Source organism: Terribacillus saccharophilus (assembly GCF_002272075.1).
GTDB classification, from domain to species: domain Bacteria; phylum Bacillota; class Bacilli; order Bacillales; family Amphibacillaceae; genus Terribacillus; species Terribacillus saccharophilus_A.
Genome location: NZ_NPBJ01000003.1, coordinates 107548 through 134054 on the forward strand (window position 1 = coordinate 107548; position 26507 = coordinate 134054).

General features: G+C 43.4%; 19 protein-coding genes, 1 pseudogene and 1 riboswitch. Of the genes and pseudogenes, 19 read left to right on the forward strand and 1 reads right to left on the reverse strand.

Annotation, left to right across the window (positions count from 1 at the left end):
• The first annotated feature begins 44 nt into the window (after window positions 1–44).
• The 11 genes from pyrR (at window position 45) to CHH48_RS01290 (ending at window position 14026) form a co-directional block, all read left to right on the forward strand.
• Window positions 45–590, forward strand: a complete 546-nt coding sequence (pyrR, locus tag CHH48_RS01240; protein WP_095217541.1) for a bifunctional pyr operon transcriptional regulator/uracil phosphoribosyltransferase PyrR — start codon at window positions 45–47, stop codon at window positions 588–590.
• A 136-nt stretch (window positions 591–726) separates the two neighbouring features.
• Entirely contained in the window at window positions 727–2097 is a 1371-nt protein-coding gene (locus CHH48_RS01245) for a solute carrier family 23 protein (RefSeq protein WP_095217542.1), read from the forward strand.
• Between the two features lie 13 nt (window positions 2098–2110).
• Window positions 2111–3034: an aspartate carbamoyltransferase catalytic subunit gene (locus CHH48_RS01250; RefSeq protein ID WP_095217543.1), complete on the forward strand. Its 924-nt coding sequence runs from the start codon at window positions 2111–2113 to the stop codon at window positions 3032–3034.
• Window positions 2994–4274, forward strand: coding sequence for a dihydroorotase (locus tag CHH48_RS01255; RefSeq protein WP_095217544.1), 1281 nt, complete (start codon window positions 2994–2996; stop codon window positions 4272–4274). The genes CHH48_RS01250 and CHH48_RS01255 overlap by 41 nt, the downstream gene beginning before the upstream one ends.
• On the forward strand, window positions 4271–5371 hold the full coding sequence (locus CHH48_RS01260; protein WP_095217545.1) for a carbamoyl phosphate synthase small subunit: 1101 nt from the start codon (window positions 4271–4273) through the stop codon (window positions 5369–5371). The genes CHH48_RS01255 and CHH48_RS01260 overlap by 4 nt, the downstream gene beginning before the upstream one ends.
• Window positions 5364–8561, forward strand: coding sequence for a carbamoyl-phosphate synthase large subunit (gene carB / locus CHH48_RS01265; RefSeq protein ID WP_095217546.1), 3198 nt, complete (start codon window positions 5364–5366; stop codon window positions 8559–8561). Before CHH48_RS01260 ends, carB begins: the two co-directional genes overlap by 8 nt.
• Window positions 8558–9328 carry a dihydroorotate dehydrogenase electron transfer subunit gene (locus CHH48_RS01270; protein WP_095217547.1) on the forward strand — a complete coding sequence of 257 codons (771 nt, stop codon included), beginning with the start codon at window positions 8558–8560 and terminating at the stop codon, window positions 9326–9328. Before carB ends, CHH48_RS01270 begins: the two co-directional genes overlap by 4 nt.
• Window positions 9325–10260, forward strand: a complete 936-nt coding sequence (locus CHH48_RS01275; RefSeq protein ID WP_095217548.1) for a dihydroorotate dehydrogenase — start codon at window positions 9325–9327, stop codon at window positions 10258–10260. Before CHH48_RS01270 ends, CHH48_RS01275 begins: the two co-directional genes overlap by 4 nt.
• A complete protein-coding gene (gene pyrF / locus CHH48_RS01280) occupies window positions 10232–10948 on the forward strand; it encodes an orotidine-5'-phosphate decarboxylase (protein WP_095217549.1) in 717 nt (238 codons plus the stop codon). The genes CHH48_RS01275 and pyrF overlap by 29 nt, the downstream gene beginning before the upstream one ends.
• Window positions 10932–11543, forward strand: coding sequence for an orotate phosphoribosyltransferase (pyrE, locus tag CHH48_RS01285; RefSeq protein WP_095217550.1), 612 nt, complete (start codon window positions 10932–10934; stop codon window positions 11541–11543). Before pyrF ends, pyrE begins: the two co-directional genes overlap by 17 nt.
• Window positions 11544–11890: 347 nt before the next feature.
• Window positions 11891–14026 (forward strand): DUF4832 domain-containing protein, encoded by a 2136-nt coding sequence (locus CHH48_RS01290; protein ID WP_176466343.1) that lies wholly within the window; start codon window positions 11891–11893, stop codon window positions 14024–14026.
• A gap of 138 nt (window positions 14027–14164) precedes the next feature.
• On the opposite strand, the gene CHH48_RS01295 is transcribed toward CHH48_RS01290, so the two are convergent.
• The gene (locus CHH48_RS01295; protein ID WP_095217552.1) at window positions 14165–15652 is read right to left on the reverse strand and encodes a flotillin family protein; all 1488 of its coding nucleotides are present in this window, start codon (window positions 15650–15652) and stop codon (window positions 14165–14167) included.
• A 1064-nt stretch (window positions 15653–16716) separates the two neighbouring features.
• Here CHH48_RS01295 and CHH48_RS01300 point away from each other — a divergent pair.
• The 8 genes and pseudogenes from CHH48_RS01300 (at window position 16717) to CHH48_RS01335 (ending at window position 26331) form a co-directional block, all read left to right on the forward strand.
• On the forward strand, window positions 16717–17592 hold the full coding sequence (locus CHH48_RS01300; RefSeq protein ID WP_095217553.1) for a DMT family transporter: 876 nt from the start codon (window positions 16717–16719) through the stop codon (window positions 17590–17592).
• A 535-nt stretch (window positions 17593–18127) separates the two neighbouring features.
• Window positions 18128–18271, forward strand: a riboswitch (cyclic di-AMP (ydaO/yuaA leader).
• Window positions 18272–18501: 230 nt separating this feature from the next.
• Window positions 18502–18582, forward strand: coding sequence for a K(+)-transporting ATPase subunit F (gene kdpF / locus CHH48_RS19905; protein ID WP_369679270.1), 81 nt, complete (start codon window positions 18502–18504; stop codon window positions 18580–18582).
• 24 nt (window positions 18583–18606) lie between these two features.
• A pseudogene (kdpA, locus tag CHH48_RS01310) lies at window positions 18607–20183 on the forward strand (potassium-transporting ATPase subunit KdpA).
• Window positions 20184–20197: 14 nt separating this feature from the next.
• Window positions 20198–22252, forward strand: a complete 2055-nt coding sequence (kdpB, locus tag CHH48_RS01315; protein ID WP_095217555.1) for a potassium-transporting ATPase subunit KdpB — start codon at window positions 20198–20200, stop codon at window positions 22250–22252.
• Window positions 22253–22265: 13 nt separating this feature from the next.
• Entirely contained in the window at window positions 22266–22838 is a 573-nt protein-coding gene (gene kdpC, locus CHH48_RS01320) for a potassium-transporting ATPase subunit KdpC (protein WP_095217556.1), read from the forward strand.
• On the forward strand, window positions 22838–23959 hold the full coding sequence (gene kdpDN / locus CHH48_RS01325) for a KdpD-like non-kinase potassium sensor (protein WP_095217557.1): 1122 nt from the start codon (window positions 22838–22840) through the stop codon (window positions 23957–23959). Before kdpC ends, kdpDN begins: the two co-directional genes overlap by 1 nt.
• Before the next feature lie 886 nt (window positions 23960–24845).
• A complete protein-coding gene (locus CHH48_RS01330) occupies window positions 24846–25421 on the forward strand; it encodes a TetR/AcrR family transcriptional regulator (protein WP_095217558.1) in 576 nt (191 codons plus the stop codon).
• A 160-nt stretch (window positions 25422–25581) separates the two neighbouring features.
• On the forward strand, window positions 25582–26331 hold the full coding sequence (locus tag CHH48_RS01335; RefSeq protein ID WP_095217559.1) for an SDR family NAD(P)-dependent oxidoreductase: 750 nt from the start codon (window positions 25582–25584) through the stop codon (window positions 26329–26331).
• Window positions 26332–26507 lie beyond the last annotated feature (176 nt).

The following is a 26507-nucleotide window of genomic DNA, read 5'->3' on the forward strand; positions in this document are numbered from 1 at the left end:
GATAAGGGGTTTTTTTCATAGCTTCAAAGGAAGGTGGGAAGAAAATGAATAAGAAAGCAACCCTGCTGGATCAGGCTGCAATTGGACGTGCGCTCACACGGATTGCACATGAAATCCTAGAACGCAATAAAGGACCGGAAGATTTGGTTCTTGTCGGTATCCAGACCAGAGGTGTTCCCATCGCGAAACGCCTGCAGCAGAAGATAGAAGGAATCGAACAAGTGACTATACCGCTTGAAGAAGTGGATATCACGTTATACCGAGACGATTTGGCACATGCCTCTGATAATCAGGAGCCGATGGTGCAGCCAGTAAAGCTCGGAACTGATTTAACGAATAAGAATGTCATCTTGATTGATGATGTATTATACACAGGAAGAACGGTGAGAGCTGCAATGGATGCGATCATGGACGCGGGACGTCCAGCGCAGATCCAACTAGCAGTTTTGATCGACAGAGGACATCGGGAACTACCGATTCGGGCCGATTATATCGGGAAGAACATCCCGACCTCGCAATCGGAAGTCATTGTCGTCGAGTTGGAAGAGACAGATGATTACGAGAGCGTCGATATTTACGAAAATGAATAAGGACCTTTAATGGAAGTCCAGAGAGGCTTACAAGGTCGCAAGCTACAACGTCGTCACGGAAGTGGCAGACGTGTGCCTCTTTGCGACCATAATCGCGAAGAGGCTTTTTTTATAAGGAAAAAGAGGAGAGAAACAGATGAAGCCAGCACTAAACATACATGACATCCCAAAATGGAATCAATGGATCATATTCAGCTTACAGCATTTATTCGCAATGTTCGGTGCCACTATCCTGGTGCCGGCGCTAACCGGACTTGATCCAGCTGTAGCGCTTGTTTCAAGCGGCGTCGGCACACTCGCATTCATCTTGATAACAAGAGGGTCAGTACCAGCTTATCTAGGCTCGAGTTTCGCCTTCATCTATCCGATAACGCAATCGATTGAAGCTGCTGGAATCGGAGGCGCCATGATTGGCAGCTTTTTCGCAGGTCTTGCCTACGGCGTAGTAGCAATCGCCATCCGTCTCGGCGGAATGAAAAGTATCATCAAACTGCTTCCGCCGATTGTTGTTGGGCCAGTCATCATCGTCATCGGTCTGGCACTGGCACCGACTGCGGTGGATATGGCAATGAATGCACCTGATACTGGGGAATACAGTACAAAATACTTCACAATCGCACTGGTCACATTAGCAATAACAGTAGTGGCGTCCATCTTTCTCAAAGGGTTCCTTGGATTGATTCCGGTCTTGATCGGAATCATCGGTGGGTACGTCTTCGCCCTCACACAAGGAATTGTTGACACAAGCGGCGTACAGGCAGCTTGGAACCAGATCGTTACAGCAGATAGCATCGGTGCTTTCTTTAGCGGAATCTTCACTGTACCGAACTTTACCATACCGTTTGTCGATTATAACGTCGCCGATGTATTCAGCTGGCAGCTATTCTTCACGATGGTGCCTATCGCTGTCGTAACAGTATCCGAACATATCGGACACCAACTGGCACTATCCAAAATTGTCGATCAAAACATGCTCGTCAAGCCAGGGCTGCATACTTCCTTGGCAGGTGATGGAGTCGCGACAATAATCGCATCCATGCTTGGAGGACCGCCAAACACGACTTACGGGGAAAACATCGGGGTGTTGGCGATCACAAGAGTGTTCAGTGTATTCGTCATCGGAGGTACGGCAGTACTTGCTATTCTGTTCGGGTTTACCGGGTTGATCACGGCCTTGATCAGCTCAGTACCATCCGCAGTCATGGGTGGGGTGAGCATCATGCTCTTTGGGATAATCGCTGCAAGCGGTCTTCGAACGATGATAGACAGCCAGCTTGATCTTGGGGACAAACGTAACTTAATCATCAGCTCGATTATCTTGGTCATCGGAATTGGCGGAGCTTTCCTTCGCTTCCAGATCGCCGATTTAGACTTGGAGATCAACAGCATGGCATTAGCAGCGCTAGTTGGTGTCGTCTTGAACCTTGTATTGCCGGGTAAAGAATCCGGCCTTGGAAATGGCAGTCTGTTCACAGCCGAGGATCAGAAACAAACAGCATCCAAATAAGGAGGAGAAGGACATGAAGCATTTCGTATCGATGAAGCATCTCACCGCAGGGGAACTGCTACAGCTCGTACAGCTCGCTACAGACATACAGGTACAGGGGGTATCAGGATACAGGGAGCAGCTGTTCGCAGCCAATCTTTTCTTCGAGCCGAGCACACGGACGAAGATGAGCTTTACCGTAGCAGAACGAAAACTCGGCCTGGAAGTACTGGACTTCGCCGCAGAGGCATCCAGTGTGACAAAAGGCGAGACCGTCTATGACACCGCAAAGACCCTTCAATCGATCGGCGCTTCGGTCCTTGTCATCCGTCATCCAGAGGAACATACAGCTGCAAGGCTTGCTGAGAGGCTGGATATTCCGGTTATTAATGCCGGTGACGGAAAAGGAGAGCACCCGACGCAATGCTTGCTTGATTTAATGACGATTTACCAGGAGTATGGACGTTTCGAAGGACTGAAAATCGTTATTGCCGGTGATATACGTCACAGCCGGGTTGCCAGAAGCAATGCAATGGCACTGCGCAAATTGGGGGCGCAAGTCTTTGCAGCGGGCAAGCCGGAATGGATGGATGAGACACTTGGTATCCCGGTGTTGAGTATGGATGATGCAGTGGAACAATGTGATGTCATGATGCTGCTTCGCATCCAGTTTGAGCGTCATGAAACAAAAGAGGAAGAAGCAGGTTACTTGGAACAATACGGTCTGACCAAAGCAAGGGAACAAAGAATGCAGCAGCATGCGATCATTATGCACCCGGCACCGGTCAATAGAGGCATCGAAATCGACGACAGTCTCGTTGAAGCACCACGCTCGAGGATCTTTCGTCAGATGGAAAACGGCGTAGCAGCACGAATGGCAGTTATCATTACACTATTGGAAGGATGGGGAATCAAGCATGGCTACAATCTTAACAAACGCGAAACAGTTAACAGCTGATCAGAAACTAGAAGAAGTAATGGTGAAAATCGAGGATGGCATTATCACAGATATTGCTAATCAAATCGAAATTACAGCAGAAGACCATGTGGAAGATTTGGAAGGTCAGCTTGTCACAGCTGGTTTTGTGGATGTGCATGTGCATTTGCGTGAACCGGGAGCAGAAAAGAAGGAAACGATTGAAACAGGTACAAAAGCAGCTGCTCGAGGCGGGTTCACGACAGTAGCTGCTATGCCAAATCTCCGACCTGCACCAGACTGTCCAGAAACGCTCCAATCTATCATGGCTCGCAACGAAGAAAGCGGCGTAATCCGCGTACTGCAGTATGCTGCTATCACTAAAAAGCAATTAGGCCGTGAAATAGTGGACATGGAAAACATGCAAGAAGCTTTTGCCTTCACCGATGATGGTCTTGGCATCCAGTCAGCCGGAATGATGCTGGAAACGATGCAGCGAGCAGCTAAGCTCGGAATTCCTGTTGTGGCACACTGCGAAGATGACAGCCTTGTTCCAGGAGGAGTCATGCACGAAGGTACAGCTAGTGAGCGGCTAGGTCTGCCAGGCATCAATAGTGTTTCCGAGTCGGTACATATAGCGCGCGATATTCTGCTGGCCGAAGCTGCTGGCTGTCATTATCATATCTGCCATGTGAGCACAAAGGAATCAGTCCGGGTAATCCGAGATGCAAAACGCGCCGGTATTCGTGTGACTGCAGAAGTAACACCGCATCACTTGCTTCTTGTTGATGAAGATATCAAAACAGATGATGGAAACTTCAAGATGAATCCGCCGCTCAGATCTGAAGCTGATCGTCAGGCGCTAATTGAAGGACTGCTTGATGGAACGATAGATGTGATAGCGACGGATCATGCACCACATACAGCAGAAGAGAAGAACGTCAGCATGCTGGATGCTTCATTCGGTATCGTCGGATCAGAAACTGCTTTCAGCCTGCTTTATACACACTTTGTTGAGACAGATATCTTTACGCTCAATCAGTTGATTGATTGGCTTACGATCAAGCCATCACAGGCATTTGGACTTCCATTTGGCCGCTTCGAAATCGGTGCAGCAGCAGACATAGCTGTATTGGACCTCGATGCTGATGGAGAAGTAAATCCAGCTCAGTTCCAATCAAAAGGAACAAACACACCATTTATCGGCTGGCGCTATAAAGGAGAGCCGACGATGACAATTTTTGGCGGAGAAATCGTCTACAGAAAGGAAGCGGTAAAATGAAGAAACGACAACTTATCCTAGAAGACGGTACAGTATTTACTGGCACAGCGTTTGGCAGCGATGCTGCAACAACTGGAGAGATCGTCTTCAACACAGGAATGACAGGCTATCAAGAGATTATATCTGACCCTTCCTACTGCGGTCAGATCGTTACACTGACGTATCCGCTGATCGGCAACTATGGTATTAACAGCGATGACTTCGAAAGCATCCAGCCATCCATTCAAGCGCTAGTTGTGAAAGAAGCTGCTGCAGCACCTTCTAACTTCCGGAAACAGTATACAATTGATGCTTTCCTTAAGTTCCATCAGATTCCTGGCATTGAAGGTATCGATACTCGTAAACTGACAAAAATCATCCGGAAACAAGGAGCAATGAAAGCTAGATTAACAGAAGCAGTCGATACACTTGAAAAACATGCTTCTTGGGAATCTATCACACTTCCGAACGATCAAGTACAACGTATGAGTACAGCCAAACCTTATGTCGTACCGGGACGCGGCAAACGTATCGTCGTCATGGATTTTGGCATGAAGCACGGCATCCTTCGTGAATTGGCAGCCCGCGACTGTCATATCACAGTTGTACCATGGCATTACACAGCCGAACAAATCCTCCATTTAAACCCGGATGGTATCATGCTGACGAATGGACCTGGAGATCCGAAAGACGTGGACCCAGCCATACAGACCATTCGTGAGCTTATAAGCCAAGTACCTATTTTCGGTATCTGTCTCGGTCATCAGCTGATTGCACTGGCAGCAGGTGCAAATACAGAAAAACTGAAATTCGGACATCGGGGCTCCAATCACCCTGTCAAAGACTTGGAGACGGGAAAAACCTACCTAACTTCACAAAATCATGGCTATACGGTCACCAAGGAATCATTGGCTGCAACAGATCTCATTCTGACGCAGGTAGCCTTAAATGACGGAACTGTTGAAGGGCTTAAACACCGTCAATATCCGGTCATGTGTGTCCAATACCATCCGGAAGCAGCACCTGGTCCGGAAGATACCCGTCATCTATTCGATAACTTCTTAAACATGACAGCACAAAGCAAGCATTCATCCAAGGGGGAAGCAACTTATGCCTAAACGCACTGATATCCAAAAAATACTTGTCATCGGCTCCGGACCGATTGTAATCGGCCAAGCGGCAGAATTCGATTATTCCGGCACACAGGCATGCCAGGCTTTGCGTGAAGAAGGATTCACCGTCATTCTTGCCAACTCAAATCCTGCTACAATCATGACGGATCACACCGTTGCGGATACTGTTTACATGGAGCCGCTCACGGTGGAATTCCTGAGCAAGATTATCCGTAAAGAACAGCCGGATGCCTTGCTGCCGACACTTGGCGGTCAGACTGGTTTAAACTTGGCTGTGGCGCTAGACAACTCAGGTATTTTAAAGGAATTCGGTGTTGAGCTGCTTGGCACATCCCTTGAAGCAATCCAGCAGGCAGAGGACCGAGAGCAGTTCCGAGATTTGATGCATCGTCTTGGAGAACCCGTTCCAGAGAGTCAGATTGTCACAACAGTAGAAGGAGCAGTAGCTTTTTCAGAAGAGATCGGTTTCCCCCTTATCGTACGTCCAGCTTACACGCTTGGCGGAACGGGCGGTGGAATGTGCTATAACTTGGAGGAGCTAAAACAAATCACAAAGAATGGATTAGCGCTCTCCCCAGTAACACAATGTCTAATTGAACGGAATATTGCCGGATTCAAAGAAATCGAATATGAAGTAATGCGAGATAAAAATGATCAGGCAATCGTCGTCTGTAATATGGAAAACGTCGATCCAGTCGGCATCCATACAGGTGACAGCATTGTCGTAGCACCGTCCCAGACACTTAGTGACCGGGAATACCAGTTGCTGCGCAACGCTTCAATAAAAATCATCAAAGCACTGCAGATCGAAGGAGGCTGTAATGTACAGCTCGCTTTGGATGCGCACAGCTTCAACTATTACATCATTGAGGTGAACCCTCGTGTCAGCCGATCAAGCGCTCTTGCTTCCAAGGCAACAGGTTATCCAATCGCCAAGATGGCAGCTAAAATTGCAGTAGGTTTGACACTGGATGAAATTAAAAATCCTGTAACAGGTACAACATATGCTTACTTTGAACCAGCACTAGACTACGTTGTTGCCAAGCTACCACGATTCCCGTTTGATAAGTTTGTCAGCGGCAACCGTAAACTAGGTACGCAAATGAAAGCGACTGGCGAAGTAATGGCGATCGGCCGCAATGTGGAGGAAGCTTTACTGAAAGGTGTCCGCTCCCTTGATAATAAAGCGAACGGTCTTGCATCCATCAGTCTTGATGCAATGAGCGATGAGGAGATGGAACATCGACTTATCAAAGCAGATGATGAACGTCTGTTTGTCCTGGCTGAGGCTTTTCGCCGCGGGTACACTATTGAACAGCTGCATGAACTAACTATGATCGATCGGTTCTTCCTTTGGAAAATTGAAGCTTTGATCAAAATGGAAACAGCTTTGCAAGAACAGCCTTGGGAACTGGAATTGTTAGAGGAAGTGAAACAAAAAGGATTCTCTGACCGGGAAATAGCTCATTGGTGGAACACAACTGAGGATAAAGTATACGAGTTCCGTACAGAAAACAACCTCGTACCTGTATATAAGATGGTAGATACATGCGCAGCAGAATTCGAATCGCAAACACCTTATTTCTACAGCACCTATGAAGAAGAAAATGAATCAATAGCGTCTGATAAAGAAAAAGTGATTGTGCTCGGTTCCGGACCGATCCGTATCGGACAGGGAATTGAATTCGACTATGCAACAGTCCATAGCGTTCTAGCTATACGGGAAGCAGGCTATGAAGCAATCATCATCAACAGCAATCCAGAAACAGTTTCGACGGATTTCAGTGTATCCGATAAGCTTTATTTCGAACCGCTAACACTTGAAGATGTCATGCATGTCGTCAACCTGGAAAATCCGCTAGGTGTGATCGTACAATTTGGCGGTCAGACTGCTATCAACCTGGCAGAAGGATTGGAACGCCGCGGTGTGAAGGTGCTCGGAACCTCTTTGCAGGCAATTGATGCAGCTGAAGACCGGGATAAATTCGAAAGGCTGCTTGATGAATTGAAGATTGCTAAACCAGACGGGGCTTCCATCACGAAACTTGCGGATGCAGCAGCAACAGCAGAAAAGATAGGTTATCCTGTACTAGTCCGTCCTTCCTATGTGATTGGCGGAAGTAATATGGAGATCGTCTACAATGACGAGGAATTAGAGACTTACATGGAAAAACGGGTGCATGTCAGACATGATCATCCAGTTTTGATCGATCAATACTTGACTGGTATCGAGGTGGAAGTGGATGCCATTAGTGATGGAGAAACAACAATCATCCCGGGAATCATGGAGCATATCGAACGCGCCGGCGTCCATTCCGGAGATTCAATTGCAGTGTATCCGACACAGACGATAACCGAGGAATGCCGCCAACAATGCATCGATGCGACAATGCAAATCGCGAAGGCTCTTGGAGTTAAAGGCTTGATCAACATCCAATTCGTCATCCACCAAAACAAAGCTTATGTGTTGGAAGTGAACCCGCGTGCCAGCCGTACCATTCCGTTCCTGTCCAAAATCACACATGTAACGATGGCAAATATCGCTACAAAAGCAATATTAGGTGAAAAGCTTGCTGACATGGGGTATGTTTCCGGACTCCTGCCGGAACCAGAAGACGTGTATGTCAAAGTACCGGTATTTAGCTTTGAGAAGCTGCGCAGTGTCGATACGTTGCTCGGACCAGAAATGAAATCGACAGGCGAAGCAATCGGACATGATCGCACACTTGAAAAAGCACTGTACAAAGGACTGATTGCTTCAGGTCTATCTGTACCGCAGGAAGGCGCGATTCTGCTCACAGTAGCTGATAAGGATAAAGAAGAAGCGATGGAGATCGCTAAACTGTTTTATGCGCTTGGCTTCCAGCTATACGCTACCGAAGGAACGAGTGCAGCAGTAGAGGAAGCAGGACTTCCGGTTACAACAGTAGGAAAAGTCGGTGCTTCTGAACAGAATGTGATCAGCATCATTGAAAATGGTGAAGTACAATTCGTTGTGAACACATTAACTTCCGGCAAACAGCCTAGATCAGACGGCTTCCTTATCCGTCGTGAAGCAGTGGAGCATGGTATCGCCTGCCTGACTAGTCTAGATACAGCCAAAGCGATTGCAACCATCATTGAATCTATGACATTCACTGCCAAGCCTGTAGTCGCAGGGGGTATGCCGTCTTGATTCATGAACATCTCGAGATTATCAGCAGGGAAACAATTGCTAAGGATACAGTGGAAATGACCTTCAAGGGAAAGATGGCGCAGGAGAACATCCTGCCCGGTCAATTCCTCCATTTACTTGTAGGAGAAGGCAGCAATCATATGCTGCGCCGTCCTATCAGTATCGCTGGTGTGGATAAACAGAAGTCCACGATCACGATCATCTTCAAGCTGCTTGGAGAAGGAACAAACACACTGGCCAAAGCAGAGCCAGGAGATCAGCTTGATGCACTTGGACCGTGCGGACAAGGTTATCCAGTCGATGAACTCCAAATGAATCATGCACTGCTAGTAGGCGGCGGAATCGGCGTACCTCCACTTTATTATCTGGCACAGCGACTGCATGAAAAAGGCATCCAGGTAACGATGGTAGCAGGATTCCAAAACAAAGAGCAAGTTTTCTATGAAGGAGCATTTCGCAGCCTGGGAGACTATTATCTGGCAACAGATGATGGAAGCGCAGGAGAAAAAGGGTTTGTGACGGATATTATCAAAAAGGAAGGTTTCGATTTTGATCAGTTTTTCACCTGCGGTCCTACTGGCATGCTCAAAGCCGTATCCACCCAGCTTGAAGATGAGGAAGGTTTTATTTCAATAGAACAGCGAATGGGCTGCGGCATTGGTGCCTGCTTCGCATGTGTCGTACCAGCGCCCGACAGTGAAAGCGGCTATAAGAAAATATGCAAAGACGGACCTGTCTTTCGAGCGAAGGAGGTTGTATTGGCATGAACTTAAACATCAAACTTCCAGGCTTGGATATGAAGAATCCTATTTTACCAGCTTCCGGCTGTTTCGGATTCGGCAAGGAATATGCAGAGCTCTATGACTTGAACCTTCTCGGAGCGATTACGATCAAAGCGGCAACTGGTTCCGCACGCTATGGCAATGCTACGCCGCGCGTTGCCGAAACCTCTGCGGGTATGCTCAATGCAATCGGCTTACAAAACCCAGGTGTTGATCAGATAATAGAGAATGAGCTCCCGTTTTTAGCGGGTTATGACACGCCGATTATCGCCAATGTAGCAGGCAGCACTGTCGAAGAGTATGTAGAAGTAGCACGGAAAATAAGCAAGCACCCAGTAATAAAAGCGATAGAGCTGAACATCTCTTGTCCGAATGTGAAAGAAGGCGGTGTCCAATTTGGCACCGATCCGGAACTTGCTAAAATGGTTACAGCTGCCGTGAAAGAAGTAAGCGATGTACCAGTCTATGTAAAACTCTCGCCGAACGTCACCGATATCACAGTCATCGCCCGCGCAGTCGAAGAAGGCGGGGCAGATGGTTTGTCTTTAATCAATACACTAACAGGTATGCAAATTAACTTAGCGGGAAGAAAACCGTTGCTTGCCAACAAAATAGGCGGCTTATCTGGTCCTGCTGTAAAACCGGTAGCGATTCGCATGGTTTACCAAATACGCCAGATGACTAACTTGCCAATCATCGGCATGGGAGGCGTAACAACAGCTGAGGATGTGCTGGAATTCCTTCTGGCCGGTGCATCAGCTGTAGCGGTAGGTACCGCTAATTTCCAGCATCCATTCGTCTGCTCTGAAATCATACAGAATCTACCTGATGTTCTGAGTAAATATGGTTTCTCCAGTGTCGAGGACGCAATCGGAAAGGGGCATGAACATGCAGACACCAATCTATCTCGCGCTTGATTTCCCGACCGGGGAAGAAGCGCTGCATTTCCTCGATCAGCATGAGCTTACCGAGATTCCAGTAAAAGTCGGAATGGAGCTATTTTACCGAGAAGGACCGTCAATCATCCACCAGCTGAAAGAGAATAACCATCCAATATTCCTCGACCTTAAGCTGCATGACATTCCGAATACAGTCAAAAGCGCTATGCGTAATCTAGCTGGGCTTGATGTAGATATATTGAATGTTCACGCACTAGGCGGAGCAAAAATGATCGAAGCTGCAAAAGAAGGTCTGTTGCAGGGAGCTAGTAATGCTGTTCCTAAACTGATAGCTGTTACCATGCTGACATCAATGGATGAAGATACGGTTCAGACCGATCTCAAACAGCCGATGGAGCTTGCTGCATATGCCTTGCATCTGGCAGAATTGTCCAAAACAGCAGGTGCTGATGGGGTAGTTTGTTCTCCTCATGAGGCATCTAGTATCAAAGCAGCTTGCGGATCAGACTTTCTTACTGTCACACCAGGAATACGGCTGGCAGGATCCGACCGAAATGACCAGCACCGTATCGCAACGCCTGCTGGAGCTAGAAGAATGCAGGCGGACTATCTTGTGATTGGCAGAAGCGCTACAGCAGCATCCAATCCAAAACAAGCATACGAACAAGTAATCGAGGAGTGGAAAAACTATGACAACTACAACTAATATAGCCGAAGCATTGCTTTCAATCGATGCGATACAGATTGATCCAGCCAAATCTTTTGTATGGGCTTCTGGCATCCACTCGCCGATTTACTGTGATAATCGCCTGACTCTTGGTCATCCCGAAGTGCGTACAGCTATAGCACGGCAGTTTCAGAAGAAGTTAGCCGAGTTGCCGGAAACGGACATCATCGCAGGCTGTGCTACCGGAGGCATCCCACATGCAGCATGGCTCGCCGATAAAGCAGATCTGCCTATGATCTATGTCAGATCCAGCAAAAAAGGACACGGAAAAGGCAACCAAATCGAAGGAGCCGACGTATCTGGTAAACATGTGGTTGTCATCGAAGATCTCATTTCAACTGGCGGATCGGTTATTAACACAATCCAAGCACTGCAGGAAGCAGGAGCGATTGTGACAAAGGTACTGGCAATCTTCAGCTACAATCTGAAAAAAGCGGATGATAACTTTGCAGCTATTGATGTTCCATTTGAGACGCTGACAAATTTTGATTCTTTAGTTGATATTCTTGTAGAGAAAGAGACGATAACTTCTCAGGAGAAACAAGAACTATTGGACTGGCGTAATACATTGTAAAAGGATGTTGAGATGCGTTTTTTTAGGTGTAGAGGCCGAATCGTATCATAAATTATAATCTTAATCATTTAAGAGCCCATCAGAGTAACCTCTGATGGGCTCTTATTACGCAAAAAGATAGAACAGTCCTTATTATAGTTAAAAAATACCCGATAAAATAAGAAAGGCTAGTTTCTTGTGAAATGTAAGTAGAAGCACAAGGTAACTGTCATAAGCAAGGAGGTTTGCGAAGGGAGGATTATGAAGTTCTAAACAAAAGTCAGCAGTATTCTGGTATTTATATGCCTGATTTCACATGAGATGAGACTTTTAATATGTATGTTGAATAATACTAAATGGAGGTTAATATGAAACAAAAAACTAAATTTGTACAATACTTCTTTGTTTTAGTTTTAATTACAACTTTAGCAGTCACACCTACAAATCTAAAAGCTGATGCAGCGTCCTCAGAAACTATTACTATGATTGATGACTTTGAAAACTATACCTCAGATGATCAAATAAAAAGTGCATATGAGCTTTGGTCATCTGATGGGAATGGTGCCGATTGGTCCTTAAGTCAGGAGCACACTAATGACGGTGATAATTCTATGCAGATCGTTCCGAATGAGCCCCTAGATTCTTGGGTATCCGTATCTCACAATTCTTCTTTTCGTGACTGGACAAATTCTGCTGGCATTTCATTTTGGATACATAACGATGCAGATGAACCGTTTGAATTTAACTTTGATATTAAATCTGAATCAAAAGCGTTTGGCCAAGAAGGAACTTTTACGGCATCATTGAAAGAGGATGGCAGTTCTTTATGGGAAGAGAAATCTTTTGAAAGCATGCTGACTGTTCCAGCGGATTTTACTGGCCATATCCGTATTGCTTGGAACCAATTTACAGAGAAGGCATGGCAATGTCCGCAAGGCTGTGACAATGATCTTGATCTAACCTTAGTAGAAGGGTTCGAATTTGGCTATAATCCCCAAGAAAATTCGACGAATGAAATTTTTATAGATTCTATCAGTCTATGGGGTGTTTCGGAAGACACTGAGTTAGGAACTTTGGCTCCTGAGTGGGCAACTCCTTCTAACACATTTAATCTTAATTATACAGCAGCACCAATCGATAATCCGTTAAAAGGATTTTTACCCTTCAGTGAATCGGCAGAATGGCGTATAGATAATCAGATGCCATATAGTATGGAGTACTTCTATATCCCTCTAAATGAAATTATGACAAATTTTAACGAATTTGACTGGAGCAAGCTGGAATCTAATATAGATGATGTAGCTTCAAGAGGGAATCAGGCCATTTTTAGAGTGTATCTCGATTATCCAAATAGGTCATCCGGAATTCCGCAGTTTCTGCTGGATCTGGGATTGGAAACGAAAGATTACTCCTATAATAGCAACGGGGGACCTGAAGGAACGAGTGTTTCACCCGACTATGATGATGAAAATCTAAATACAGCATTACATCAATTTATTGAAGCTCTTGGAGATAGGTACGACGGCGACCCAAGAATTGGTTTTATTCAAGCTGGATTAGTAGGATTTTGGGGTGAATGGCATACTTATCCGCAGGATGGATCGACTCCAGCTGGAGATTGGGATGGTGAATTGGCGGAACAAGAAGACGGTCGTGCAACAGATTGGATGCCAAACTTGGCCAACCAAGCAGCTATTGTTCAAGAATTCGACGATTCGTTTGATGAAACAAAAATACTTGCACGCTATCCGTCCGAATTTAATCGTGATTTGAATATCGGTTATCACGATGATTCTTTTGCTTTTCAGACTTTGCCTGCTAGTTTGGGCGGAGAGGACTGGCATTTTGTCGGCCGTCTGCAAGACAACCAAGTGATGGATAAATGGAAAGTTGAACCGATTGGAGGAGAAATGCGTCCCGAAATTCAAATAGATATGTGGGATAACGATCCGCCCCAGTATATAGGAGAACCAATAGAAGGAGCGCAAGGCGAAGACTACTACAAGAGCCTGGAATTAACTCACGCATCTTGGCTGAAAATACAAGAAGTCTTCCAAACGTCTCTTGAAGGAGAGGCCTTGGAACGAGCACGTGAAGGTTCACGCAGTTTAGGGTATGAGTATTTTGTACCGACTGGCTATGTGCATGCTGCCAACGGCCGTTTACAAGCGGCGATTGAAATTCAGAATACAAGTGTGGCTCCTTTTTACTATGATTGGAAAGTCGAAATCGCAGCAAGAGATAAGAACGGCAACATAAAAGAATGGGCAACCGATTGGGATGTATCAAACGTCTTACCAGATGACGAAGAAACAGAAGATAATAAAGGGGCTCTTTTGGAATGGTCCACTGACACTTCTGAACTAAGTGAAGGCAGTTATGATATGTTAGTCAGAGTTGTTAATCCTCTATCGGAAATAAACTCTAACGCCAAGAAATTCCATTTCGCTAATGAGGAGCAGGAAGACAACAGATGGCTGAAGATTGGTGAGATAGAGTTATAGTTTCCGGATGAGAATGGCGGGGCTTCATTGTAAGTGAATCAAAAATTCGCCTTGCGTGTTCTTTTTCTTTACTGCTTTAATTAAACGACAATAAAAAACCAAGACACTCGTGCTTTAGCACAGGTGTCTTGGTTTTTCTTATTGATTTGTGTTTTCGTCTTCAAGTTGTTTAATAGAGTCATTCACTCTGATTTGCTGAGGACCTGATTTTTCGGTATCTGCTTCCGCATCATTAGTTGTTTTTGCTATGCTGATATTTTGCAAGAAACCTTCCAAATCGAAACCTGTCATTTGGCCAAGACTTTCTTGCAAGTTTGCCATTGTGTTTGTCACGGTGTTGGGAAGGGAATTGATTCCACCGCCTGAGCCATTATCCAAAATACGGATGGACTCGACATTGCTGAATGACTGACTGATGGCTCTTGCATAATCCGGCATGATGTCGATTAGTTTCTCTCTTAGGATGACATCTTGGTGCTTCGCCATTGCTTGCGCGCGTTTCTCGATCGCTTCGATCTCTGCCATGCTCTTTTGTCTGATAACCGCTGCTTCCGCTTCACCTTCGACTCTTCTTGCTTCGGCACGGGCTTGTGCTTCTTTTGTTTTGGTGAGATATTCCGCTTCGGCTTTTTGTTTTTGTACTTCTACTTGCTGCTGTTCCAGTTTAACGTCGTTTTCGCGTTCTTTCTGGCGCAGTCGTAATTCACTTTCTTGTTCCTGTTCTTTGATTTCAAGACGCTGCTTTTCGATACCTAAGCGTTTTTCTTCTTTTTCCAGTTCGTATGCTGCTTCGGCGATGGCTCTTTCACGCTCTGTTTCCGCTTTGATTTGTGCATCTTTGATGTCTTTTGTTTTACGGACTTCTGCGATGTTCATTTCACGCTGATATTTCTCGCGGGATACTTCTTCGTTTACTTCAGCCTGTTTGAGTTCTGTTTCCCGCTTGTTGTTCGCTTCTGCTATTTCAGCCTGTTTTTCGATTTCGGCGATTTGCGGACGACCTAAGTTTTCCAAGTATCCGTCGTCATCGCTGATGTCTGTGAGTCCAAGTGATGTGATACGGAATCCCATGTCATTTAGTTCTTTTTGTGCGATTTTACGCACGTCTTCATTGAAACGTTCCCGGTCGCCGTTGATTTGCTCAACGGTCATACTCGACAAAATTGCCCGCAAACTGGAATTTAATACCTCACCAATTTCCTGCTCGATCTCATCTTGTGCTTTCCCCAAGAACTGCTCGGCATATCGCACGATACCTTCTAATGTATCTGCTACTTTGACAGTTGCGACAGCTTCACCATATACACCAACGTGTTGTGCTGTATAAACTTTTGGTGTCTTGATTTGTAATTGGAATGATTTCAGGGATACCTTAGTACCGGTTTGGAACATTCTTAGTCTGTGACCGCCGCCGCGGATAACTTTCATATAGCGTCCTTGATCATCTTTATAGATATTTTTTTCTTTTTCTTCATCCCCGAGTTTCGGCCCGGTAACGATGAGTGCTTCATTGGATGGGACGGTGCGGAATCTGATTTTCATGTAAATGAACCATGCAGTTCCTCCGATCGCTGCTAGTACAACAAGCGTAATTATGATAGCGATAATACTTAGTCCTTCTAACATATGTGCATTCTCCTTTGATTGTATTTGCCAATGTATGATGACGCTTCTTTGTAGAAGCGAGAGGCAGATAAAAAAAGTTGTGTTTGGCAAGCGTCAATGTGTGTTCAATGGCTCTGGAAAGAGTCTAAAAACGAAGGCAGCTAAAACTATAAAGAAAAAACAAGCGGTAAGAATTTAGCAGAGCCTTTCTTCTATAGATTTGGGAAATTAATAAATAATGCACAGGTTTGGAAAACAAAAGGGGAGCAGTCTGTTTCAATCATAATCCTATTGAAGAAGCTTGAAATAGTTATCAAAGGGTTTCGGCTTCTGGACTACACATTCCATTAAGTATTCAGGACCTCTAAATAAAACTTTTACTTCGTATGAGATACGCAAACTTCCTTATAATATATTTTCAGTTCATCAGCGCCTTGCCTATATATACGCAGAAGCTTTGCGATGGTTTCAAAATATTACTAATACAAGGAATCTAATCCAATCTGTGCTCTTCTGGCACTAGCATTCACAACTTTCGATGCTGGTGATTTCATCACAGACGCTTCTAGCAACACTGGATAAACACTCAAGTAAGCTAGTATATAGCTGCATTACAATTATCAGGCTTTTTACAGGTATAAGATCAAACCTTAATCGCTGCGCTCAAGCAGTCGGGCAAGGGCTAACGCCTTCGTTCGGCTATTTAGGTTTTATAAATCTACTCCTTTAATTTAAGGAGTGGATTTATTCTGATATGAGAACTTTATATACATAAACTACCGAACCTATATTCTATTAAATGCGGGATTGGCTTGAGCTGCTAAAATGATTTAACTATCTTATTCGTTTTAGAAGAATGATTACCTAACTTACTTTTATATCATTCAGTTATTTGTTATCCTTGCATAAGTATATTTAAACTAAACAATAGTGTGGGGGGGATATGAATGTTCTTTGCACCTTTATTTGAGAATGATGTACCAATGAATTCCTTCCGTCCTTAAGTGAAGAAGGAATCTTGGATAACTTTCCTTCTTATTTAAGGACATATGTAAATTATGACCTTAAATAGCGGAGGGATAAAATTGAATAAAACATTATTAGGTTCTTTGTATTTAGTTTTGGCTTCCAGCATCTGGGGAGGCATGTACGTTGTAGTAAAAGTAGTTGTTGCGGTAGTACCGCCATTGGAGCTTGTATGGATCAGATATCTGATTGCAATTGTTGCATTAGTTTCTATAGGGCTGATAACACGTCAAAAGTGGGGCATTAATAGAAAACATATCTGGATCCTCGTACTGATAGGTGTAATTGGATATGCAATTTCTATCGTTACGCAGGAAACTGGTACATTGCTTTCTACTGCGCAAATGGGTGCTATGATTACTTCTTCAACTCCAGCGTTCATGGTAATCTTCGCTCGTTTGATTCTCAAAGAACAACTGACTAAAAAGCAAGGAATTTCAGTAATATTAGCAACAATAGGTGTTCTCCTGATTATAGGTGTAGGAAACTTGGATTTTAATAGTAAACTAGGCGGCATCTCACTTTTGATTGCAGCTTTAACATGGGCACTTATGTCTGTGCTTATAAAACTATTGCCAGACAGCTATTCTCAAATAGCAGTGACAACGTACGCTAGTGTAATAGCTGTTATTATCTTAACCCCTTTCGTTCTCCCTAGATTGAATGAGTTAAATATTGCGGAACTCTCACATCCTACAATATGGGGAGGATTGTTATATTTAGGGATTATCTCAACTGCAGGGGCTTTCTACCTTTGGAGTAGAGGGCTGCAGCTTCTCAATGCATCTGGGGGAGGGTTATTCTTTTTCTTTCAACCAATGGTAGGTGCTTTTCTGGGATGGCTATTACTTGGTGAACGTATAGGAGTAACATTTTGGATTGGATCAGCACTAATTCTAGCTGGAGTTTTGTTGGTCATTACTGAAAAAAGGTAACTTCGCATTAATTTGACTGATATCGATCATGATATCAGTCTTTTTTAGTTTGACCGTCCTCAATTCTAATTTATATTGTTACTATAATTGGAAAAAGGTGTTGGAAGAATTTCTGACTTCATGAAATAAGCTATATGTTATATACCTTGTTATTACGTTCATTTAAGTACACTTTTGTAGATAGTACTTAGGCACATCAGAACTTCTCAGCAAGAAAGTTAACCGAACACTTCTCTAACGCTGAAGTATCCAAGAATTGAAAGCATAGATGTCATTTGTTATGAAGGAATATAATACTTCCAGAAAAAAAATATACTGAATATTAAAACTTTAATTGCAAAGAGATAAACGATGTAATCATAAGAAAATAAACGGATTTAGAAGATAACATACAATTTAATCATGTTTTTTAGATTGTTTGGCCGATTTTGCTATGAAAATAGTGCATATTCAGTTTTTTAGTTGTTTTACTATCTGTGATAACGAGCGTAGAATAAGGTTCATCTTCCAAGTGTAACCAAACAAAATAGCATATAATTCGTAATCGCTTAATTCCTGATTCAGGAAGCGGGGGAACCAACCGTAACTATTGTTACATGGGGTGAATCTCTGAAAAGAGTAGGGCTACTCTCTGGCCCGAATCCGTCAGCTAACTTCGTAAGCGTTCGAGAGGAAGCCAAAAAATGTGATAGGCGCACGTTTATTTCGTTATGCCCAGAAGCCACAGAAGAGGGCCCTCTTCTGTGGCTTCTTTTTTATGCACTTTTTTAGGGTGTAAATAAAGTTAAGAAGAAGGGGTAAAGACATGGAATTTATTTACATTGGATTGATTCTTATATTGTTTGGCGGTTCTGCAGCCGTACTGTCTGCTGTAACTGGGATGGTTGAGAAGGAGGAAACACGATGATAATGCAGGTTCTTTTACTTTTACTAGGTACGGGCATCATTGGCTATCTTGTCTACGCCTTATTTAATCCGGAAAAATTTTAAGGAAAGAGGGTTCTCAGGATGTTGATTTCACTTATTGCCATGGTTCTGATTCTTGTTTTAATTGGGTTATCTTTAAAGCCGATGGGCTTATACATGGCCGCTGTATTTTCAGAATCACGTTTGGATCGTGCATTCTTTCCAATTGAAAATATAGTATATCGTTTGGCTGGAATTAAGAGACAGCAACAAACTTGGAAGCAATTTTTAATTTCTATGCTGCTTTTCAATATGGTTATCTTGCTCTTTGTGTACTTGATTTTTCGTCTGCAAGGTGTTCTGCCGCTGAATCCTTTACATATAACGGGAATGGATCCAGCTCTGGCTTGACACTGTTCTCGCAGACGGCTGCAATTTTATTCATGATGTTTGTAGCCCCTGGTACTGCACTGGCAGCTGCGATTGGATTCATTCGGTTGCTAGGCAGCAAACCAATAGGTAATTTCTTTGAAACATTTGTTCGTTCCATTGTACGCATCTTACTTCCTGTTTCATTGGTAATGGCAATTGTATTCATTGCCCTTGGTGTACCGCAAACATTTTCAGCTGTAGCACATGTGACAACGTTATCAGGTTTGGAGCAAACTATTCTGCGAGGTCCAGTTGGATCGTTCTTGGCAATAAAGGAGCTAGGTAATAACGGGGGAGGATTCTTTGGGGTCAACTCTGCCCATCCTTTTGAAAATCCGAACGCTTATACGAATGTGTTACAACTATGGCTTATGTTTTTACTTCCAGCATCCTTACCGTTTGCGTACGGAAAAATAATAGGGAAACCAAAACAGGGTCTTATGCTTTTCGGTGCAATGGTTGTTGTATTCCTTGTCATGCTTGTGGCTGGTGTTGCTGCGGAAGTACAAGGTAATCCAGTACTGCAAGGTGCCATGATGGAAGGAAAGGAAACCCGCTTTGGTGTCATCGGTAGTGTTTTCTATGCCATTGTGACAACCGCCACAGAAACTGGAGCGGTCAATACTATGCACGATACACTCAGTCCGCTAACAGGAATGCTAGCACTTGGAAATATGCTGCTGAATACCGTTTTCGGTGGTGTAGGGGCTGGATTCATGAACGTGATGCTTTACGTAATGATTGCTGTCTTTATAGCTGGCTTGATGGTTGGAAGAACACCAGCATTCCTTGGTAAAAAGCTCGAGGGGACAGAAATGAAGCTACTGGCAATCACACTGCTCGTTCAGCCAATTCTCATCCTAGTTGGCACAGCTATTGCCATGTATATTCCTGCAGGCAATGGAGCGATATCAAATCCAGGCTACCATGGTTTGACTCAAGTATTATACGAAATCACTTCATCGGCAGCTAATAATGGATCAGGGTTTGAGGGGCTTGGGGATGCGACAGTCTTTTGGAATATCCTGACTGGTATCATCATGTTTCTAGGACGCTATATTTCTATTATCACATTGATTGCTGTGGCAGCTTCATTGGCAAGGAAAACGGCAGTTCAGGAGAGTAAAGGAAGCCTCCGGATAGATAGTCCGTTATTTGCAAGTTTATTAGTAGGTACATTCTTCCTGGTAGGGGCATTGACCTTCTTGCCTGCCTTAGTATTAGGCCCGATTGCAGAATATGTAACTTTATAGGAGAGTGATTTGTTATGGTGACACATTCCGTAGGGAAAGAAGAAGTTTCATCCACTAGATTATTCACAAAAAAGATCTTAAAAGATGCTTGTGTGAATGCAGTTGTAAAACTACATCCGGTGTATATGGTCCGGAATCCGATTCTATTCATTGTTGAACTCGGATTTTTGGTCACATTTTTGCTCGCGGTTTTTCCTGGCGCCCATTCCCGGACAATGGGGAGCGGATTTTACTGGAGCGTTTCAGTGATACTGCTGCTGACAGTTCTGTGCGCGAATATGGCGGAGGCGGTGGCCGAAGGAAGAGGGAAGGCCCAGGCGAATACGCTGAAACAAACCAAGCAGGATACCGCTGCCAGACGTCTCCTCCGGGGAAAAGAAGAAAAAATATCCTCGGCTGAATTGCGTAAAGGTGACATTATCCTCGTTAAGGAAGGAGAAGTCATCCCTGGTGACGGAACGATCATTTCTGGTATGGCAAGTGTGGATGAATCAGCAATCACTGGGGAATCAGCTCCTGTGTTAAAGGAAGCAGGAGGAGATTTTAGCTCGGTAACGGGCGGTACAACTGTTGTTAGTGATGAGCTTACCATTGAAATTACCAGTCAACCAGGAGAAAGCTTCCTAGATCGAATGATTGCGCTCGTAGAAGGTGCAGACCGCAAGAAAACACCGAATGAAATAGCACTGAACACTATGCTTATTAGTTTAACGATTATTTTTATGCTTGTAGTGATCACATTACCTTTTTTTACAAATTATATCGGCTTCTCGCTCGATACAGGAATGCTTGTTGCACTGCTTGTCTGTCTGATTCCTACTACGATTGGCGGTCTGCTCAGTGCAATCGGTATCGCTGGCATGGACCGGGTTACACGATTCAATGTTTTGGCAATGTCTGGTCGGGCCGTTGAGGCAGCAGGTGACATTGATACAATCATCTTGGATAAAACCGGGACCATTACTTTCGGAAATCGGATGGCCGCCGATTTCATACCAGTTGAAACTGCCTCTAAGACTACTTTGATGCAGGCCGCGCTCATTACATCCTGGAAGGACGAGACGCCAGAAGGACGTTCTGTCCTCAGCTTGGCTAAGGATCAAGGTATTGTAATGGAACAGGACAGATGGGAAGAAGCAACATTTGTACCATTTCAGGCACAGACAAGAATGAGCGGCATGGACTTGGCAGACGGCGGCAGCTATCGGAAAGGTGCAGTGGAAGCAGTTAAAGCCTGGGTGCTGGAACGTGGCGGGAAGGTCCCGGCTGATATCCAGGAAAAAGCTGAGGAAATTGCGAAGATGGGGGGCACACCTCTAGCTGTCTCGGTAGATAAGGAATTACTCGGGTTGATTTATTTAAAAGATACTGTCAAACCAGGTATGCGGGAACGTTTTGACGAGTTGCGGAAGATGGGGATAAAAACGATTATGTGTACTGGTGATAACCCTCTTACAGCCGCGACCATTGCGAAAGAAGCCGGTGTTGATGATTTTATTGCAGAAAGTACACCGGAGGATAAGATTGAAGTTATCAAACGGGAGCAAGCGCAAGGTAAACTCGTGGCGATGACAGGTGATGGGACAAACGACGCCCCTGCACTGGCACAAGCAGACGTCGGGCTTGCGATGAATAGCGGCACAACGGCAGCCAAGGAAGCTGCCAATATGATCGACTTGGATTCTGATCCAACGAAGATCATTGAGGTTGTAGCAATCGGTAAACAACTGCTAATGACAAGAGGCGCACTGACGACTTTCAGCATTGCCAATGATGTAGCCAAATACTTTGCGATTATCCCGGCATTGTTCATGCTTGGTATCCCGGAGATGAATGTCCTGAACATTATGGGACTGGAGTCACCAACAACTGCAATCCTGTCAGCACTTCTATTCAATGGGTTAATCATCCCTGCACTAGTACCACTGGCAGTGAAGGGTGTTACGTATAAGCCTGTTTCAGCTGATAAACTGTTGCGGAAAAATCTATTCGTCTATGGGCTGGGCGGAGTTATCGTCCCGTTTATCGGAATAAAAATCATCGATATGCTGCTAAGTCTGTTTCTATAGGAGGGAAAATAGCATGAATAAGCAAGAATCTAATTTAATTCCGGCGCTTCGACTGGGACTAGTATGCTTGGTTTTATGCAGTGTGATGTATCCATTGGCTGTAACAGGGATTGGTCAATTATTTTTCTCTTATCAGGCTAATGGAAGCCTAACAGAAGATGAGAACGATAATGTGATTGGTTCAGAGCTGATAGGACAGACATTTACTGATCCAGCGCTCTTCCAGGGCAGGGTTTCAAGTATAGAAAACGATGCAGCTGGTTCCGGAACACCAAACTATGCGCCTTCCAATCCTGAATTGATTTCAAGGACAAGAGATGCAATAGAAGCCCAGCAATTGGCTAACCCGGATGGAGGTCGTGTTCCCCAGGATTTAGTGACGAATTCCGGTTCCGGTCTTGATCCACACATTTCGGTCGAAGCAGCAGAATTTCAGGTACCAAGAATAGCTGAAGTCAGAGGCATACCGGAAGAGGAGCTATATAATCTAATTGAAAGACATCGAACTTCTCAGCTTGAAGAAATGCTCGAGGCCCCTGCGGTAAATGTTTTAAAGATGAACGTTGATTTGCAGGCGTTGAGGTAATGGAAACAAACGATAAAGCAGCTGCATTTTTAGCAGCTGCAGCTTCAAACGGAAGAGGGCGTCTGAAGCTATATATTGGCGCTGCTCCTGGTGTCGGTAAAACTTATAAGATGCTGACGGATGCACAACAGATGAAAAAAGAAGATATAGACGTTGTTATCGGTGTGATTGAAACGCATGGGAGGTCGGAAACAGCGGCGCAGATCGGAAACTTGGAACAAGTTCCTCTGCTGAAAATCAACTATAAAGATCGTCCATTTCGCGAGCTCAATGTAGAAGGAATTTTGCAGCGGGCACCGAAAGTGGTTGTAGTGGATGAATTGGCGCATACAAATATACCTGGCTCCAAGCACGTAAAACGGTACCAAGACGTCATGGAACTGCTGGATGCAGGGATTGATGTGCTTGCGGCCGTCAATATTCAACATTTAGAAAGTGTACATGATATCGTCCAGACGATTACGGGAGTTCGAGTAAATGAGCGTGTGCCAGATCTGTTTGTTCAGCAGGCAGATGAAATCCAGCTAATTGATGCAACACCCGAAACATTGCAAAAGCGATTAAGGGAAGGGAGAATCTATCCCTCTCAGAGGATCCAGAAAAGCTTGCAGAACTATTTTCAGCTGACCAACCTTGCAGCCCTTCGAGAATTAGCACTTCGGGAAATTGCGGATGAGGTGGATGAAAAACTTGAACGCCAAAATGGAGCAGATTATCGAGGACCTTTGGGTGTACATGAAAAGATACTCATTTGTGTGCAGCATGTTGATACGGCAGAAAGGCTGATACGCCGAGGTTATCGCATGGCAAATCGCCTGAATGCGGAGCTTTATATTTTGCATGTGAGTCGTGACGAAATTGCTGACAAGGAAAAGGTAGATTACATTCGGCAGCTTTGCACGACATTCGATGCCCATTTCCTGTTGCATAAATCGAAAAAGCGAGTGGCAAATGCCATCGTATTAGAAGCAAAGAAGCACTTTATCACCCAAATCTTACTAGGGCAGTCAGCCAGGACACGTTGGGAAGAGGTTTGGAAAGGATCTATAGTAAATACGATTATGCGGCAGACGTACAATATTGATATTCATATTGTTGCCGATCAGCAGTCCGTTCATTAGTAATTAGTTTGATTTCCTTGATATTGTTATTGATTTGGATACAATTTTATCCTTACTCAATAAAGAAAGTCTTAACCATATCTCATAGATGCTAATAAAGAATATTCAGTAAGGTTCCTAGCCTTTGACACCCCAGCGTGTACAAAAGAAAGGCAGAAATACGGAAAAGACGCAGGGGACTTTGTAGCAGCTGCTCTGAGTGTTAACCAGGTTCTATTAAAGTTAGATCCGGCCATTCTTACGATAAGTATGGCCTATTTTTAGCTCATATATATATACACCCGAACGCTAGAGCGTCCAGGAGGTAGTTCGCTTGAGACAAGAACTTAATCAACTCTTAAATAAATTAGATAACATATATAACCCTTAATATAGATATAAAAGTGTTGTACCAATGGGTGCAACCTTTTCACGTTCATTACTAACTCTAGTAATATTCTAATCAGGAGCTCCAATTTATCTTTTCTAATTACTGTAAAATAAACCTCTTCTAATCGATAATTTATCACTTTTAACCTGTTTGGAGATCTTGTGCTGGCTAATATACAGAATCAAACTACTTCAAGACAATTCCTTCAAGCGCTTAGTGAACTTTCTTGTATCACAAACTGAGCATAAAACTAATTCTTTACCAATCGTTCTCAAAATGATACTATGAATGTGTAAGGCGAATATGTATTACTTTGATTAAATTAGAATGATCATTCTAAAAGTTACTTTGCAATTATAAATGGAGGTGAAGCTAATAACTAAATGATTCATGTTCATCTCTCCAAACCTAACTTTACTGTTCATTCTCAAAATGATATTATTGGCGAGAGGACGAGAAAGTCAAATGTTATTTATTTTCTGGTTACTCTAAGATTAACTCAAAGGAAATGATAGTATGGCTAGAAATAAAGAGTTTGATGAAAATGAAGTATTACGAAAAGCTATGGAACTTTTTTGGATACAGGGCTATGAAAAAACCTCCATGCAAGATTTAGTGAAGAATATGGGTATCCATCGTCGCAGCTTATATGATACGTTTGGGGACAAACATACTTTATTTATAAAAGCGTTAGAGCATTATAATGAAACAATAAGAAGTAGAACAGAGAATAAAGTAAACCAACTGGAATCGGTAAAGGAAGCAATCAGGCAATTATTTGAAATGGTAATTGTCAGAGATAAACAACAAATTATTGGTTGCTTGACGGTAAACACAGCAGTTGAGTTGTCTTTACATGATGATCAAGCAGCAGAAAAGGTACTGGAGAGCTTTTCTGAGACCGAATTACTGCTAAACAAGCTAGTGCTAAGAGGTCAACAATCTGGAGAAATATCTAACCATCTTGATGCAAAAAAAACATCGGAATTTCTTCATAATTCCTTAGTAGGGCTACGCGTTATGACCAAAACTACCGATGACATAGATAAATTAAATAACGTAATTGATATTACGCTCTCGGTATTAGATTAATTTTTTTTTGCTCTTTCGAGAACGTTCATTCCCAAAAGGTTTTGATGATCAATCTAGCTGAACATAACTTGTTCAAGCAAAAGTTTGCCTTGATATCTTTTTAATAAACAAATAATGAATAAATGATGATTTAAATTATTTAAATTTAAGGAGAGTTAATATGAAATACACAGTTATTACAGGAGCAAGCTCAGGTATAGGGTATGAGACAGCGTTAGAATTTGCTGTTCGGGGGAAAAATTTAATTATAGTTGCAAGAAGATTAGATAAATTAGAAGAACTAAAAACCGCAATTCATAATATAAATCCTCAATTAGATGTTATCATTCGCACAGCTGACTTGTCTGTCACAGAACAGGCATATAACCTGTATAACAATTTAAAAGGGTATGAAATTGAGACTTGGATTAATAATGCTGGTCTTGGTGACTCCTCATTTGTAGCGGAACATAACTTAAATAAAGTTGAAACGATGTTACGGCTTAACATAGAATCTTTAACAATCCTTTCGACATTATTTGTTCGAGATTATGCAGAGAAAGAGGGAACGCAGTTAATTAACGTATCATCAGCACTTGGATATGCAATTGCTGTTGGAACTGTCACTTATTCTGCGTCTAAATATTATGTTAGTGCCTTCACTGAGGGTCTTGCAAAAGAACTAGAATTAAAAGGTGCAAAATTAAAAGCCAAAGTGTTAGCACCTGCAATGACGGAAACAGAATTCGCTAAAAATGCAACTGATTTGGATAGTTTCAATTATAAAGAAAATTTACCTATGTACCACACAGCTAAGCAAGTAGCTGGATTTATGATGGAAATATACGATAGTAATGAGGCCGTGGGTATTGTAGATCAAAATTATGAATTCAAGATAAGAAATCAAATTTATCCAATAATAGAAGGTTAATTTATGTAGTTTTTTATTTGAAAGGTGAAAGAATGAATCGACACGGTTGGAATGCAGAGATTGCTTTGGAGAACTTCGTGTTTTTCTTCTACCGTTCAACTGAAACAAATAAATCTGCGGAAATGGCATCTTTACAAAGGAGTATCAATCAATAAAGCAAATTCCTTTTTTCTTAG

What these genes read in the sequence shown, in the direction of transcription:
- pyrR (WP_095217541.1), top strand. Translation starts at nt 45, where the DNA reads ATGAATAAGAAAGCAACCCTGCTGGATCAGGCTGCAATTGGACGTGCG.
- CHH48_RS01245 (WP_095217542.1), top strand. Translation starts at nt 727, where the DNA reads ATGAAGCCAGCACTAAACATACATGACATCCCAAAATGGAATCAATGG.
- CHH48_RS01250 (WP_095217543.1), top strand. Translation starts at nt 2,111, where the DNA reads ATGAAGCATTTCGTATCGATGAAGCATCTCACCGCAGGGGAACTGCTA.
- CHH48_RS01255 (WP_095217544.1), top strand. Translation starts at nt 2,994, where the DNA reads ATGGCTACAATCTTAACAAACGCGAAACAGTTAACAGCTGATCAGAAA.
- CHH48_RS01260 (WP_095217545.1), top strand. Translation starts at nt 4,271, where the DNA reads ATGAAGAAACGACAACTTATCCTAGAAGACGGTACAGTATTTACTGGC.
- carB (WP_095217546.1), top strand. Translation starts at nt 5,364, where the DNA reads ATGCCTAAACGCACTGATATCCAAAAAATACTTGTCATCGGCTCCGGA.
- CHH48_RS01275 (WP_095217548.1), top strand. Translation starts at nt 9,325, where the DNA reads ATGAACTTAAACATCAAACTTCCAGGCTTGGATATGAAGAATCCTATT.
- pyrF (WP_095217549.1), top strand. Translation starts at nt 10,232, where the DNA reads ATGCAGACACCAATCTATCTCGCGCTTGATTTCCCGACCGGGGAAGAA.
- pyrE (WP_095217550.1), top strand. Translation starts at nt 10,932, where the DNA reads ATGACAACTACAACTAATATAGCCGAAGCATTGCTTTCAATCGATGCG.
- CHH48_RS01290 (WP_176466343.1), top strand. Translation starts at nt 11,891, where the DNA reads ATGAAACAAAAAACTAAATTTGTACAATACTTCTTTGTTTTAGTTTTA.
- CHH48_RS01295 (WP_095217552.1), bottom strand. Translation starts at nt 15,652, where the DNA reads ATGTTAGAAGGACTAAGTATTATCGCTATCATAATTACGCTTGTTGTA.
- kdpF (WP_369679270.1), top strand. Translation starts at nt 18,502, where the DNA reads ATGCAGGTTCTTTTACTTTTACTAGGTACGGGCATCATTGGCTATCTT.
- kdpB (WP_095217555.1), top strand. Translation starts at nt 20,198, where the DNA reads ATGGTGACACATTCCGTAGGGAAAGAAGAAGTTTCATCCACTAGATTA.
- kdpC (WP_095217556.1), top strand. Translation starts at nt 22,266, where the DNA reads ATGAATAAGCAAGAATCTAATTTAATTCCGGCGCTTCGACTGGGACTA.
- kdpDN (WP_095217557.1), top strand. Translation starts at nt 22,838, where the DNA reads ATGGAAACAAACGATAAAGCAGCTGCATTTTTAGCAGCTGCAGCTTCA.
- CHH48_RS01330 (WP_095217558.1), top strand. Translation starts at nt 24,846, where the DNA reads ATGGCTAGAAATAAAGAGTTTGATGAAAATGAAGTATTACGAAAAGCT.
- CHH48_RS01335 (WP_095217559.1), top strand. Translation starts at nt 25,582, where the DNA reads ATGAAATACACAGTTATTACAGGAGCAAGCTCAGGTATAGGGTATGAG.